Consider the following 14,252-nt stretch of genomic DNA (forward strand, 5'->3'; position numbering starts at 1 on the left):
TGCAGGTTAAAAGCCGTACCCAGGCGGCGCTTTATGCTATGAAAAACGGCCTGGTGCAGGACGGTGAAACCGGTGAGTGATGAACAAAAATCTAATCTGAATAGAGAAGAGCTGATTAAAGGATTTCGTACCAGCGCTATCGCAGGAGCATCTTTTGGTTTGGTAGCCGGAGCTGCTATTTCCTGGTTAGGTACAGTGGATTATCCGACCATGGTTTTAGTCCCGGGAATGACACTGCTCTTGGGAATAATTGCCGGAACGGTAGGCTTGGTAGGTGCGTATCTGGAACAATATCTGCTGGTCAGGGGCATAAAGGAAGATGCGCATCGCAATGTGCTTACATTTGTGGTGGTGGCCACCATGGTGACAGGGATATCCTTTGTGGCCAGCATTATAATCGGCGAAGGTCATATCGTGGAAGAAATGCGCCGTTTAGCCCTACCCGGACTAATTTTAGGAATTATTTTTGGTGGAACAGTAAGCTATGTTAATTATCGTTTCGAAAAAGACCGGCAGCAAGTTCAGACCCTGGAAATGGAGAACCGCTACCTGGCTGAATTGGCGGAAAAGAATCAGCTGTTGGAAGAAGCGGGGCGCAACCTGGCGGTGGCGGAAGCGCAAAACCGCATGGCCCGGGAGCTGCATGATTCTATTTCCCAGGGAATCCATGGCATCGTTTTTTCACTGCATTCCCTGCGTCGGATGGTTGGTAAGGAGGGCCAGGAGGCTGAAATTATCAACCACCTGGAAGAAACCACCCAGGCCACCATGAAAGAATTGCGCCGGCTGATTATGGAGCTCACACCTTCACCGCTGGAGGAGCAGGGGTTGGTGGAAGCGCTTGAGCTTCATGCCGACCTGTTTGCCCGCCGGCAGCAGTTGGCTGTGGATGTGTCTTTGGAATACAACGGCGGCCTGACCCCGGAGCAGGAAGTGGCGGTATATCGCATTGTGCAGGAAGCGCTGGCCAATGTGCAAAAGCATGCCGGCGCCCACAGGGTGGATGTTTCTCTTGCACAGGATGGAGATGTGGTGATTCTGCGGGTGCGGGATAATGGTCACGGTTTTAATGTTGATATGGCTGGCCAAGGCCAGGGTCTTAAAAACATGAGTGCTCGGGCGCGGCATGGCGGAGGTCGGTTGAGTATAGATTCCCGGCCCGGTGAGGGGACACTGGTGGAAGCTGTTTTCCCACTGGAGCAAAATCTGGCATAACATCTTCGGCTCAGGTCATCCCTGAGCTGATTTTATTTATTAACCTTTCCTTGCACCGCCCGCGAGGAGTTGACAGAGCAAGCTTAAAATATTAAAATGTAATCATTACAATATTGAAATCATTACATTTCCACAGGGGGATGAATCCATGGAAAGTGATATTCTGCAAAACAGCGGTATTAAACCGTCGTTTCATCGCCTAAAAATATTAGATTTTCTGCGTTCGAGGAAAAACCATCCCACAGTTGATGAAATATACAGTGAGTTGGTGAAGGAAGTGCCCACCCTGTCCAAAACCACAGTGTATAACACTCTTAAACTTTTTCAAGAAGCCGGTCTGGTCAGACGAATCAATGTGGAAGAGCAGGAAACCCGCTTTGATGCCGATACAGCGTCTCATGGACATTTTAAATGCGTGCAGTGCAAAAAAATATATGATTTTATTGTAGACGACGCAGCCATTGTTACCTCTGATTTAAAAGGGTTTAATATCGAAGTAAAAAAGGTTTATTTCCAAGGAACCTGCCCTGGCTGCCTTGGGAAATAAAAACAAAGAAACGGGAGGAATAAATTATGAAAAGTCTGGTAGGTACAAAAACTGCGTCAAATCTGTTGAAATCATTTGCCGGTGAATCACAGGCACGCAGCCGCTACACATACTATGCTTCGGTAGCGGACAAGGAAGGCTATAAACAAATCCGCAACATTTTTATAGAAACTGCAGAAAATGAACTGGCCCATGCCAAAAGATTTTATAAATACCTGTTGGCTGGTTTGGGTGAACTGCCGTCCACTGTACAAATCACTGCCGAATATCCGGTGGCACAGGGTACCACATTGGAAAACCTGCAAGCTGCAGCTGATGGTGAAAACGAAGAGTGGGCGGATTTGTATCCTGAATTTGCCCGGGTAGCCGAGGAAGAAGGGTTTGCCGAAATTGCCACCACCTTCCGTATGATTGCTTCGGCGGAAAAGAGACACGAAACACGATTTGCCAAGCTGGCAGCAAATATTGAAAACGATCAGGTATTCAAAAAAGCTGCCGATACCCAGTGGAAATGCGGCAATTGCGGCTATATACATGAGGGGCAGGAGGCTCCCCAGGAGTGCCCGGCATGCATCCATCCTCAATCATTCTTTGAAATTTTTGCAGAAACATATTAAATTGCAGGGAGCGCGTCGAAAGTCACCCTATATAAAGCTGCAGGGTATCAGCCAGTAGCAATAAGTGCCTTGCCCGGATGTGGTAAGGCGCTTTTTTACGATTATGGAAGGTGATATTATGGCAAACCAGAAGGTTGTTTTCCTGCCGAAGGCCGGGAAGTTGAGGCTGTAGAAGGCAGCACGTTAAAAGAGGTAATACATGCAGCGGGGATCAATTTCGATTTCCCCTGCGGAGGCAGAGGAAAGTGCGGTAAATGCCGCGTTCGTATTGTGTCCGGTGGCGATGCGGTGCATGAGCAGGAAACAGCCCTGTTGCAAGCTGATGAATTGGCAGAGGGAATCCGGTTAGCATGCCTGGTAGAAGTGTCAGGGCCCACCACAGTAGAGCTGTTAGCTGAGAAGAATATGCAGCATCAGATATTGCTGTCGACTTCGGGGGGCAAAGCACAGATCATGCCTCAGCTCACAAAACGATATCTAGAAGTTGATAAGCCAGGTTTGGAAGATCACCGGCCGGATCTGCAGCGAATTAAAGACAGCCTGGCACAACAGGGCATTTCTGTGACAAAAACACATTTTTCCGTTCTGCAGAAGCTGCCCGTTGTGTTGCGCAAGGATAAATTTAAAGTAACGGCCATAGTTCACGAAAAGGAGCTGCTTGGGCTGGAGCCGGGTAATACCGGCGATAATTTGCTGGGTATGGCTTTTGATATCGGGACCACGACCATTGTGGGCTTTCTCATCGATTTATACACCGGTCGGGAGCTGGCGGTGGTTTCTGCCCTGAATCCACAGACTCGTTTTGGTGGCGATGTTATTTCCCGCATCACCTATGCAAATCAGAATGAACATGGTTTGGCGCAATTGCATACCGCGGTAACCGAAGCTCTAAATACCCTAATCGGCCAAGCCGTTGAACAGGCAAAAATAAAAAGAGAAGACATTTATACATTGACAGTGGTGGGAAATACCTGCATGCATCACTTATTTTTAGGTATTCATCCCCGGCAGGTGGCACTTTCCCCTTATGTTGCTGCCGTCAGTGAGCCGGTGGAGGCAGAACCTGCTAAACTGGGTCTGGAAATTAACCCGGCGGGTAAAGTCTTTATGCTGCCTAATATCGCAGGTTTTGTAGGGGCGGATACCGTCGGGGTTCTCTTGGCCACAGAACTGGACCGAAGTGAAAAGAGCAAACTGGTCATTGATATTGGCACCAATGGAGAACTGGTGTTAGGAAACAAAGATAGCCTGTTTGCCTGTTCCACAGCGGCGGGCCCTGCATTTGAAGGAGCTCAGATTAGTTGCGGTATGCGCGGCGCGTCCGGGGCCATTGACCATGTAACTTTTAGCGATGACTTGCAGTTCTCTGTTATTGACAATGTGAGTCCGCTGGGGATTTGTGGCTCCGCATTACTGGATACGGTGGCAGGCCTTCTGGAAGCGGGCCTGATAACGAAACGGGGAAAGTTTGTTGAACCAGACAAGGTTACCAATCCCACAGGACAAAAACTAAAAGAACGCCTTATCGAGCATGACGGGAGTTGGGCCTTTCTGGTGGCCCAGGATCCGGACGGCAAAAGGATTATGGTCACACAAAAAGATATCCGGGAGCTGCAGTTGGCAAAGGGAGCTATGGCGGCAGGAATCCGTATATTGATGAACAATAGCGGTATCGGCTACGATGAGATTGATGAAGTGCTTTTGGCTGGAGCCTTTGGGAATTATTTAAATCCCAGAAGCGCCTGCATAATCGGCCTGATTCCCGGGGAGCTGGAAGACCGGGTTACCATGGTAGGTAATGCAGCGGGTGCAGGTGCTAAGCTGGCCCTGATTTCAAGCGAAGAATATCACCGGGCGGCCCAACTGGCTAAGAAAGTTAAGTTTATTGAACTAGGTTCAAATCCCGGGTTTGCCAGGATTTTTGCCAATTCTATGCTGTTACCTGGCCCATAAATAAAACGCCTGCATACCATGTATCTAAAGTGTTTTTAATTGTTAGTTTTTATTAAGAGATAAAAAAAGGGTTTTAGAGTATACGCAGCGAATTCAAACCTACTAAATTATCAGACATCTTCTATCTGTATTCTTCTTCGCATATTTTGTATAAGGCTTGCCTTCTTTTCAACGTAGAAAGGATGATCATAATGAAAAAAACAAATAAACGCCGGGCATTGATAGTAGTGTTATTTGCGCTTTCTTTTGTGCTGTTTGGCTGCGCTCAGGGCCCGGATCCGGATGGTGTCAGTGCTCCGGAAGATACCGTTGATTTTTCCCGGGTTCCGGACGGAACGCATCGGGGAACGTTCACCTACGGCGCTTTTAACTTCGTTGTTGATGTGGTGGTAGCGGATGGTGAAGTTGTGGAGACTATCGTGGTGCAAAACAGGGATAACCAACCGTCCCGTGATGCAGAAGAGGTTCTGGACAGAGTTGTGGAAGAGCAGACATTGAATGTAGACGCCGTCTCCGGAGCTACCGTATCCAGCAGGACACTGATTAAAGCAGTGGAGAATGCTTTAAAACGTGCAAAGCAATAAGCAAAACCTAAGTGCTGAAACCAAAAGCAAAGTTCTAGCAAAAAGGCTGCCGTTCTTAGGCAGCCTTTTTAGATCAAATCAGTCTGTTATTTCGCCTGAAAAATTTAGAGAATTAGCATATTATTAATAGCAAACTAAAGCAAAAAGAGCGGGACTTTATTTTAAGTAATTCTATTGCTGTGTTATAATGATGCATAAGTTTTCCAATCTCTGTTGCCCGTGTTGAAAGAAAAGACCGGCACACCCAAAAGGGAGGATAACATCTTGATGGTCTGGAAAACAAGTGATATTACTCTAAATGAAGAAAATATCCTGACCTTTCTGGGCTATGAACCGGCAAAAAAGGCACCGGTAAACAAAAGGGTGTTAAAAGTTATGCGGCAGGAACGGGAGCGGGCCTTACCCCTCTTATGCTGCCGTGGGATCTATAAACTGTCGCCGGCTATTTTGTACCGCTCAGAAGAGATCTTTGCCGATGCAGATTCCCTGGCTGTGGGCCTGGTTACCGTGGGCAGCGAACTGGAAACAGAAGTGCAGAGGCTGTTTGCCAAAGGTGACAACCTGCGCGCCGTGGTGCTGGATGCCATAGGTTCAGTGGCGGTAGAAGCTGTGGCAGATCGTTTAAATGAAGTCATCGTTAAAGAGGCAAAGCAGCAATATTCTTATATCACCCGCAGATTCAGCCCCGGTTATGGCTGCTGGGATGTGGGCGGCCAAAAAATGATCTTTGACCAACTGGGCAGCGCGGCAGAAACGCTGGGAGTAAAGCTTTCAGGTTCTATGCTAATGTCTCCTCTTAAATCTGTTTCTTTTGTGGTGAAACTGGGGCAAAAACCCATGCGGGAAATTAACGAGGAAGGCTGCGATTCCTGTCCGCTGAAACCGGACTGCAGGCAAAGAAAAGGCGGGCACTTATGCAGTATTGCCAGATCTTAAATTGAAGGAAATCGGAGAAACAGATGAAAAAAGAGCAGGAGTTCTGGAAAGTTAAAGCCAAAGGTAAAACCGGTCAAGACCTGGATGAAGAACTAATACGCGAACTGAATAATAAATATGCTCAGGATGATGAGCCGGCAAAAAACAGAGGCCTGGGGCAAAAAGTATTCAAGCTATTGGTTATACTTACCGTGCTGGCTTATCTGGCCCTGGCTTTAAATCAACTCCTGGCAGTTTATACTCTGCCCTCTCTGGATTTTGTCCACAGGTCACGGGAGTTGGTGCAGGATCAACAAATGCAGCAGTTACGTGAGGCAGTTGTGGAGATCAGCGTGGGTAATTCCGGGGGAACGGGCTTTAATGTTGAACAAGACGGCCGGATTATTACCAATTATCATGTGGTGGATAATGCAGGTCTGATAACCGTCCGTTTCCCTCAGGGACCACCCTATGCCGGAACAGTTTCCGCCGTTTTCCCCCAGGTGGATCTGGCCATAATTGAGATTGAGGGCCAGGACCTGCCGGTAATTGAAACAGACCCAAAGGCCCAGCCCGGTCCGGGAGACGAAGTAACAGTCATTGGCAACCCATTATGGTATTCACATATCGTGGCCAAAGGTGAAGTAGCTGGAGAAACAACGTTGACGGGGTGGGAAACTCCTGTGCTCAGGGTAAAAGCACCTATTCACCGGGGAAGCAGCGGCAGCCCGGTCATCGACAGTTCGGGCAAAGCCGTAGCCGTTATTTTTGCCACCTCAACACAGTCTGCAGGTGATGAAATTATCGGCCTGGCCGTTCCTGTTCACCACATTTATGAATAACGGTTCTCCATAAAACACGCCACGCGGCGTGTTTTGCCATGTACAGGAACTTATCACGACTTCGCCTTTGCGAACCTATCAAGTAAACCGAACAAGTGTGCCTTTTAGATCAGCCTGACATACTGTAGACACAAACTTTTCAAAGAAGGTTAAATTTTACAGGGCAGGAAACTACACCATGTAGTAGAAGTGTATGGATAGGGAAAATGATAACTTTCACAAGGGAGGGTAGCACTGTCTGCTTAGGAAAATTAACAATTCTAAGAGGGAGGACATCATGAAACAAGCTATTAGCAAAAGGGTTTTGTTGGCTGCAGTTCTGTTAATGGTGGTAGCATTGGTGGCAGTAGGTTGTGGGGATGGGGCTGGTAATAATGAAGGAGACAACAATCAAAATAACCCGGGAAATGAGAATAACGAGCAGACCACAGCAAACCAGTATCAAAACGGCACATTCACCGGTATATCCACTGCTAACCGGGGATATGTTGAAGCGCAGGTCACAATAGAAAATGATGAAATCGTTGAAGTGGTACTAACCGAATATGCTAACACAGCTGTGGCAAAAGATGAAAACTATCGCTATGAGCCATGGGAACCTGCCATTGCAGAGTTAGAGGCGGCATTTGTTGAAAACAATTCCAGTGAGGTGGATCTTATCACCGAAGCTACCAGTACTTCCAACAAAGCCATGGAAGCTGTGGCCAATGCCTTAGCTTTGGCAGAAGGTTTTGACGGCTCCTTTGACGGAACCTTTATGGGTGCTTCCCAACCGGATGACAGAGGAGCTGTGGGCATTGCTTTGGTAACGGTATCCGGCGGCGATATTGTAGAGGTTGAGCTTTCCGAAGTTACCGGCGATGGTGAATTCAAAGATGAAGACTACACCTACGATGAATTCCATGAAGCCGTGGAAGAAATGCCCGCCAGGTTTGTGGAGGCAAACGGCGCCGAAGTTGATATCTTCACAGGAGCTACCGGCAGTTCCGAAAAATGGATGGAAGCGGTTGCCGAAGCACTGCAAAAAGCTAACGTTCAATAATAAAATACAAAAAGAGAGCTTACGGCTCTCTTTTTGCATTTAGGGATGCTATAGATTAGCATCCTTTGTATATTGATCGTTTGGCGGTGCCGGTGAGATGCTTACATAAAGGGCCAGCGTTTCCTCACCCACATTATCCACCGACATCTTTTCCGGGCCATCCAGTTGAATCAGATCCTGCTCAGCGGCGGCCAGACTGTTTCCGTCCACATTGACGCTGGCTTTGCCGGTAAGCACCTGTAATAGAACGGTACAGTCAAAGTGGGTATGCGGGGGCAAAGATGCGCCTGAGGCGATGTTTAAGATAAAACAAATCACATTAGCATCTTTATAGATCATCCTTTTGGCAATCTTACCCTCAGGCTCCAACCGATAATCCTGCAGCTGAAACTTTTGCATATTAATCCTCCTTGGAATTTAATCTTCCTTTTATTTTTGTGTTTACGCCGGAAACTTATGCTGTTCCTGTCGCCAATCCGTTCTTTAATATCGCTGTAATATCTCTGTAGAATCCGGATATCTTAAACCAAATTTAGCCATGCTACGGACATAGAGAAGAGAGGTGTCCAATTTGAAACAGTTGAAAGTTGGTATTATCGGTACCGGCATGGCTTTTGAACGTTTACATTATCCTGCTTTCCAGGAACTTTCCCACCGCTATCAAATCTCTGCTTTGTGCGATATTGATAAAAACAAAGCACAGCAGTGGGCCAAGCGGTTAAACTTACAGGACAGAGACGTCTACACTGACTACCTGCAAATGATTGAAACGCATGAATTGGACCTGGTGGATATCCTTGTGCCCATTGAACTTAATTTCACCATAACCGAAGCGGTTGCCCGTAAATGGGCCAAAAAGCAAAAAGGTATTATCTGTGAAAAGCCGCTGGCCCCGAACCTGTCGCAGGCTAAGCAGGCCCGCACCCTGGCCCGTGATGCGCAAATACCCATCATGATTGCGGAACATTATCGCTATAATGAAGAGGTAAATCTTATCCGGGACTTTGTCCACGGTAAAAAAATTGGGGACGTCAGTCACTTTATTTATAACCGTTTCATGGATTTTCCGCAGGAAATGGTAAAGAACGAGTTCCCGGCCAGGGAATGGCGCCAGCATCCTGAGTATCCCGGTGGCGCCATAACAGATGCGGCGGTCCACGAAATTGCCGGGCTGCAGCATATCTTTGGTGCAGTCACAAAGGTTCATGCTTTGGGTCGGCCGCAGCAGGCCGAATTCTCGCCCTATTCGGTAATTCAGGCTAACCTGCAGTTTAGCGCCGGTGTAACCGGGCAGTTTACTTTCTACTGTGCGGGCCAGGAAGCACAGCGCCCCCTTACCGGGCTGCGGATTTATGGTGCCCTGGGCATGATTTATCTGGAAGAAAGGGATGCCGGCACCATAAATGTGGCTTATAATGATGGCGGAGCGGAACAAATCCCCTATGAAGTACAAAAAGGATTTTACAATGAACTGCTAAACTTTCACAACGCCCTCACCGGCAGCGAAGAAATCAGTGTAACTCCGGAAATAGAATACGGTGACCTAAAAGTCATAATGTCCATCCTCCGCTCCATCGAAGAGGAGAGAGTGGTTTCCATTGACGATAATATACCGGAATCGCAGATGCCAACAGATCCATACTATCAAAATCCACCAAACATCATCCATTAGACACTAATGGGACACGGGGACCCTCTGCGAGGACAGGCAGGTCAACTGTCCCACTTAGGAGCCTCTGCGAAGAAATGCAGGTTTTTCACTCCACAAAAAACAGGCTTTGCAAAGCCTGTTTTTTTATGTCTGGAATAAAAGTGAACTCTGTCACAAATAAATTGACATGGTTCGACTAATCGAAGCGTATATATACAAAGGGAGGTGAATTGGGCTGAAAGAAATCTAAAAAAGGAGGTTACCTATGCTTAGAAAACTGGGGCTTTTGGAGAGGATTCTGATCGGTTTTGTGTTGGGCATTGTGGCCGGCGCGGTGTTTGGTGAAGCAATTGGCGGGATTAAATTTCTGGGTGATATTTTACTAAGACTGCTGCAGATGTTGGTTATTCCGCTGGTGTTTACCACCCTGTCGGTGGGTGTGGCTAAAATCGGCGGAATGAAGATGGGGCGAATTTTTGGCAAAACCCTGTTCTTTTATTATATTACCGGTATTTTCGCCCTCACTATTGGCCTTATATTGGCTAATATTTTCGGCGTGGGAATCGGCATGGAGCTAGGTGAACTGGGGCAGGTGGAAGTGGTGACACCTCCGCCCTTTACCGAGACCGTCCTTAATATTATTCCTACCAATATCGTAAACGCCATGGCCAACGCAACTATGCTGCAGGTGGTTTTCTTTGCCATTGTATTTGGTATTTCCATGGGCTGGGCTGCGGAAGCATCGGCGGCGGTAAAAGCTACGCTGGAGTCGGCCGCTGAAGTTATGTTTAAAATGGTCTATATGGTGCTGGCGTATGCTCCCATCGGTGTGTTTGCTCTCATGGCCTGGACTGTGGGGAACTTTGGCTTAGGGGTATTGGCCCCCTTTGCTTCATTGATTCTGGTGGTGTATTTGGGCTGCATCATTCATGTTTTTGTGGTGCACACCATCTTTTTGTGGCTGTTCTGCAAAATTAATCCATTACGTTTCATCGGCAAGATTAAAGAGGCTATCCTCTTTGCCTTTACCACCACCAGTAGTGCCGGGACGCTGCCTGTGTCATTTAAGGTTGCCAATGAAGTAGGCATTTCTAAATCTGTCTCCGGCTTTGTCCTGCCCATTGGTGCCACCATCAATATGGATGGTACCGCCCTTTATCAGACCGCTGCGGCTATCTTCATCGCCAATGCGTTTGGAATTGAGCTCACCATCGGACAAATGATTCTAATTGCCGTTACAGCGGTATTGGCATCCATCGGTACTGCAGGGGTTCCCGGCGCTGGCCTGATTATGCTGATGACCGTTCTGGGTTCAGTGGGCCTGCCGGTGGAGGGCATTGCCCTCATTGCCGGCATAGACCGGATTTTGGATATGGCCAGAACTGCGGTAAACGTCATTGACGATTTGACCGCCACCGCCATGGTGGCCTGTACTGAAGGGGAGAGGCTTTCCCCCGATTTGTACTCCGTCAAAGCGATGGCAGAATAACTTGTCCTGTTAGTTCTCAGAGGAGCTTGCATGCTGTATCTGCATGCAGGCTCCTTTTGTGTACAGAGACAATAACAACGCCTCTATTTGCAAAAGCCGCGGCAGTGAGACAAAAACACCTGTCCCCTTTGTCTCGAGGGTCCCCACTGTCTCAAAAGGAAAAAAATGTATGGACAAATAAACCTGTCCCTCTGTCCACAAATTAGTTAACGAAAACTTACAAGTTGCTGTAACTGCAGGAACTGGGGCGTTTATAGTATAAAATAGTAGGTAACACATAAGAATTTCTAAAACACAATAAGGAGGATAAATTTATGTTAAAAGATTATTTGGAAAAAGTTAAGGAAGAAAAGAAAAAGCAGGAGCGCAAAGAAGCTGCAGCTAAAGTGGCTGCCGGGGTGGCAGCAGGTGCGGCTCTGGGCGTAACGGCCGGCGTTCTGTTAGCTCCCAAAGCGGGGAAAGAGACCAGAAAGGAAATTGCTGAGAAGGCAACGGAAACGGTTAACAAAGGCAAGGAGCAAATTCAGGACATCAAAGAAAACCTTACCGAGAAGGTTGAAAGCGTTAAAGAAAACATCGGCGAGAAGGTAGAAGAGAAAGCACTGGAAAAAGAGATTATCGAAGAAGCGGTGGTTGAAGCAAAAGATGACATTAAAAAAGCCACCAAGGAAGCAAAGAAAGATGTAAAGGATGCGGTGAAAGAGGCCAAAGCAAAGGTTGATAAAGAACTGAAATAAAGTAGGTGAGCTAAAATATGTATGTTTCGCTGCAGGATTTGGGTATTTTTCTTGTACTGTTAGTCTTGTTTGTTGCCGGGATATTTTTGGTTATCACCTTAAATAACATTAACAAACTGGTTTCTGGTATTAACAAGCGTATCAGCGATAATGAGAAAAATATTCAGGAAACCATTACTAACGTAAATGCTTCCATGAAAAATATCAATGAAATCAGTACCGCAATTTATATGAACAAGGACCTGCTGGAAGTACAGGTGCCGGGGACCATAAATAATCTTCATGCCTTGTCTGCCACCCTGAAAAATACCGGTGAAAAGGTTGACTATTCTGTTGATATGGTCAATACCAGTCTGGTGGAGACTGCCAGTACGGTACAGGAGAATACGCAGGATATTCTGGGCTATGTCCGCATTGTCAGTGAAAGTTTGCGGATCTTTCTGGAGATGTTCAGTAAAAAATAGAATTTCACTAAGGATAGAGCAGACGCTCTATCCTTAGTTGTAAAGGGGGTGAGCAGGTGGACTTTATGAATACCAAGGCTTTTAAGGCTGCTGTTTGGATTCTTTTAATATTCAGTATTATTTATATCGGCCGGGAAGTGTCTTTTATTTTTATCCCGCTGGTGGTGTTTGTCAGGCTGTTGTTTTTACCCACATTATTTGCACTGATTCTTTACTACCTTTTCAGACCCATTGTCAGCTGGTTGCAGGGTCGTAATGTGGCCAGGCCTTTGGCTGTTCTGATGATTTATGCTACTCTGGCTTTATTGGTGGTATTAATATTTGGTACAGTAGGAGTGGAAGCATATGAGCAGCTGTTGGAGTTAATTGATTTTTTCCCTGCTTATCTTGACCAGGCTATTAACGCGGTGGGGGCGCTGGAGGAAACTTATCTATTTCAGCGCTTTCAGGCCAATGATATGTTTTCCATCGAAGATTTAGCCGAATCGGTTTCCGAGTTCATACTAAATGCACTGCCCGGCGTTCAGGAGGGAATATCCTCGGCCATGGGCTTTTTAGCCAATGCGGTTATCCTTTTTGTGCTGCTACCCATTATACTTTTTTATTTGTTAAAAGACGGGGAAAGCTTCCACCGGTTCATTACCCGGCATATTCCGGAAGGATACCGGGAAGAAGCCCTCACCATTTTAAGGGAGATTGACCATGGCCTGGCTTCCTTTATCCAGGGTCAGATTATCGTCAGTATGTCTGTGGGAGTATTGGCGTATATCGGCTTTTTGATTATTGGCATCCGTCACGCTCTTATTTTGGCACTCTTTGCTGTGGTGACAAACTTTATTCCCTACATCGGTCCCTGGATTGCCACCATACCGGCGGTGATTGTGGGTCTTTTTACCTCTGGGCTGATGGCTCTGCAGGTTCTTATAGTGATTTTTATTGTGCAGCAGATTGAGAGCCTGTTTATAACTCCTCAGGTCATGGGTAAAAAGCTTTATCTGCACCCCATGGTGATTATTGTTTTGCTGCTGGTGGTTGGTAATCTGGCGGGGCTGCTGGGCTTAATTATTGCTGTGCCCACCTTTGTTATTTTCAAAATTATTTTTTCCCACCTCTATGAGTTCTTACGGACAAAAAAAACGGCCGATAACGGCCGTAGTTCAAAAGCTTAGCTGGCAGTCCAGGACTTTTGGTTGGATTTGCAAAACGAGTTATATAAAGTGGCATTAATTTCCCCTCCCAACAGAACCACCACGCTGCTGAGATATAGCCAGATCATAAAGACAATGATACCACCAATGCTGCCGTAGGTGCGGGAAAAGTTGCCGAAATTGTTGACATAGAAGGCAAAGGCCTGTGAAGCTATTATCCAGGCCAGGGTGGAGAAGATGGCGCCGGGGTAGACATGGCGCAGCCGCAGGCGGCAGTTGGGGGAATACAGAAAAAGCAGGGTAAAGCTGACAAAGATGATAAGCAGGGGGATGGAAAAACGCAGTACGGGCCATAACGCCTGAAAGAGCCCTTCCAGCCCCAGGTACTGAAAAGCAAGTTCTCCGATGACCTGGCCAAAAACCAGAAAGCTCAGGGTAAAGAGAATTAACAGGGCCAGAGCCAGGGTGGCGGCGATGCCGATGGTATTCAGCACAAAAAAGGATCGGCTTTCCGTGATATCATAAGCTTTGTTAAGGCTTTTTATTAGGGCGGCGGTGCCGCGGCTGGCAGTCCAGATGGTCCCCAGGATACCAAGGGAGAGTAATGTAAAATTATCTGCAGCTTCAACCTCGGAGACAATTTGTTCCACAATGGCAAAGGCGTTATCAGGTAAAAGCAGAGCAAGTTGGTCTAAGGTATGCTGTTGGCTCAGCGGCGTATAATCGATAAGTGTAATTAAAAAAATCAGAAAAGGGAAAATGGACAAAATGAAAAAATAACTCAGTTGTGCCCCACGGGCGGTGGTTTCATTTTCCTGAATCCGCAAATACAGTTGTTTTATAAAACTGAGTATTCCCTCCATAGCAGTTCACCCCTCTTGTTATAGGTATGATGTCTTTGATTATACCATGCCTTTATCCGCTGCTTCCATAGATGATATATGACAAAAGCTCAGGTGATTACACCTGAGCTTTTTTGCACTTTACGTCCGCGTCTTTCCTGCGCACAGCACAAAGGCCTGAAAAATATAATATGGTAAACCTGATA

15 protein-coding genes are annotated in these 14,252 nt (G+C 46.8%); 13 read left to right on the forward strand and 2 right to left on the reverse strand.

The genetic code is table 11. The features are described 5' to 3' along the window. The first annotated feature begins 72 nt into the window (after window positions 1-72). The 8 genes from DEALDRAFT_RS11105 (at window position 73) to DEALDRAFT_RS11140 (ending at window position 7,715) form a co-directional block, all read left to right on the forward strand. Window positions 73-1,215, forward strand: coding sequence for a sensor histidine kinase (locus tag DEALDRAFT_RS11105; RefSeq protein WP_008517476.1), 1,143 nt, complete (start codon window positions 73-75; stop codon window positions 1,213-1,215). A 148-nt stretch (window positions 1,216-1,363) separates the two neighbouring features. Further along, window positions 1,364-1,762, forward strand: a complete 399-nt coding sequence (locus DEALDRAFT_RS11110; RefSeq protein ID WP_008517478.1) for a Fur family transcriptional regulator — start codon at window positions 1,364-1,366, stop codon at window positions 1,760-1,762. A gap of 26 nt (window positions 1,763-1,788) precedes the next feature. Continuing rightward, a complete protein-coding gene (rbr, locus tag DEALDRAFT_RS11115) occupies window positions 1,789-2,379 on the forward strand; it encodes a rubrerythrin (protein WP_008517480.1) in 591 nt (196 codons plus the stop codon). A gap of 195 nt (window positions 2,380-2,574) precedes the next feature. Continuing rightward, entirely contained in the window at window positions 2,575-4,332 is a 1,758-nt protein-coding gene (locus tag DEALDRAFT_RS11120) for an ASKHA domain-containing protein (RefSeq protein ID WP_143753444.1), read from the forward strand. Between the two features lie 191 nt (window positions 4,333-4,523). After that, window positions 4,524-4,916 carry an FMN-binding protein gene (locus tag DEALDRAFT_RS11125; protein ID WP_008517483.1) on the forward strand — a complete coding sequence of 131 codons (393 nt, stop codon included), beginning with the start codon at window positions 4,524-4,526 and terminating at the stop codon, window positions 4,914-4,916. A 267-nt stretch (window positions 4,917-5,183) separates the two neighbouring features. Beyond that, window positions 5,184-5,852, forward strand: a complete 669-nt coding sequence (locus tag DEALDRAFT_RS11130; protein WP_008517484.1) for a vitamin B12 dependent-methionine synthase activation domain-containing protein — start codon at window positions 5,184-5,186, stop codon at window positions 5,850-5,852. Window positions 5,853-5,875: 23 nt separating this feature from the next. Then, on the forward strand, window positions 5,876-6,673 hold the full coding sequence (locus tag DEALDRAFT_RS11135) for a S1C family serine protease (protein ID WP_008517487.1): 798 nt from the start codon (window positions 5,876-5,878) through the stop codon (window positions 6,671-6,673). Window positions 6,674-6,950: 277 nt separating this feature from the next. Beyond that, entirely contained in the window at window positions 6,951-7,715 is a 765-nt protein-coding gene (locus DEALDRAFT_RS11140; protein WP_008517488.1) for an FMN-binding protein, read from the forward strand. A 48-nt stretch (window positions 7,716-7,763) separates the two neighbouring features. On the opposite strand, the gene DEALDRAFT_RS11145 is transcribed toward DEALDRAFT_RS11140, so the two are convergent. Next, window positions 7,764-8,114: a cupin domain-containing protein gene (locus tag DEALDRAFT_RS11145; RefSeq protein ID WP_008517490.1), complete on the reverse strand. Its 351-nt coding sequence runs from the start codon at window positions 8,112-8,114 to the stop codon at window positions 7,764-7,766. A 163-nt stretch (window positions 8,115-8,277) separates the two neighbouring features. Here DEALDRAFT_RS11145 and DEALDRAFT_RS11150 point away from each other — a divergent pair, with 163 nt between their 5' ends. The 5 genes from DEALDRAFT_RS11150 to DEALDRAFT_RS11170 all read left to right on the forward strand — a co-directional run bounded on the left by DEALDRAFT_RS11150 (window position 8,278) and on the right by DEALDRAFT_RS11170 (window position 13,225). Further along, complete coding sequence (locus DEALDRAFT_RS11150; protein ID WP_395858048.1) at window positions 8,278-9,387, forward strand: Gfo/Idh/MocA family protein; 1,110 nt, start codon at window positions 8,278-8,280, stop codon at window positions 9,385-9,387. A gap of 244 nt (window positions 9,388-9,631) precedes the next feature. Continuing rightward, entirely contained in the window at window positions 9,632-10,855 is a 1,224-nt protein-coding gene (locus DEALDRAFT_RS11155) for a dicarboxylate/amino acid:cation symporter (RefSeq protein WP_008517494.1), read from the forward strand. A 314-nt stretch (window positions 10,856-11,169) separates the two neighbouring features. Then, the gene (locus DEALDRAFT_RS16525) at window positions 11,170-11,592 is read left to right on the forward strand and encodes a YtxH domain-containing protein (protein ID WP_008517496.1); all 423 of its coding nucleotides are present in this window, start codon (window positions 11,170-11,172) and stop codon (window positions 11,590-11,592) included. Between the two features lie 17 nt (window positions 11,593-11,609). Continuing rightward, window positions 11,610-12,056: a hypothetical protein gene (locus tag DEALDRAFT_RS11165; protein ID WP_008517497.1), complete on the forward strand. Its 447-nt coding sequence runs from the start codon at window positions 11,610-11,612 to the stop codon at window positions 12,054-12,056. A 65-nt stretch (window positions 12,057-12,121) separates the two neighbouring features. Then, the gene (locus tag DEALDRAFT_RS11170; protein WP_008517498.1) at window positions 12,122-13,225 is read left to right on the forward strand and encodes an AI-2E family transporter; all 1,104 of its coding nucleotides are present in this window, start codon (window positions 12,122-12,124) and stop codon (window positions 13,223-13,225) included. Here DEALDRAFT_RS11170 and DEALDRAFT_RS11175 read toward each other — a convergent pair. Then, window positions 13,222-14,067, reverse strand: a complete 846-nt coding sequence (locus tag DEALDRAFT_RS11175) for a YihY/virulence factor BrkB family protein (RefSeq protein ID WP_008517500.1) — start codon at window positions 14,065-14,067, stop codon at window positions 13,222-13,224. The genes DEALDRAFT_RS11170 and DEALDRAFT_RS11175 overlap by 4 nt on opposite strands. Window positions 14,068-14,252 lie beyond the last annotated feature (185 nt).

It is taken from the genome of Dethiobacter alkaliphilus AHT 1 (assembly GCF_000174415.1).
GTDB lineage: Bacteria > Bacillota > Dethiobacteria > Dethiobacterales > Dethiobacteraceae > Dethiobacter > Dethiobacter alkaliphilus.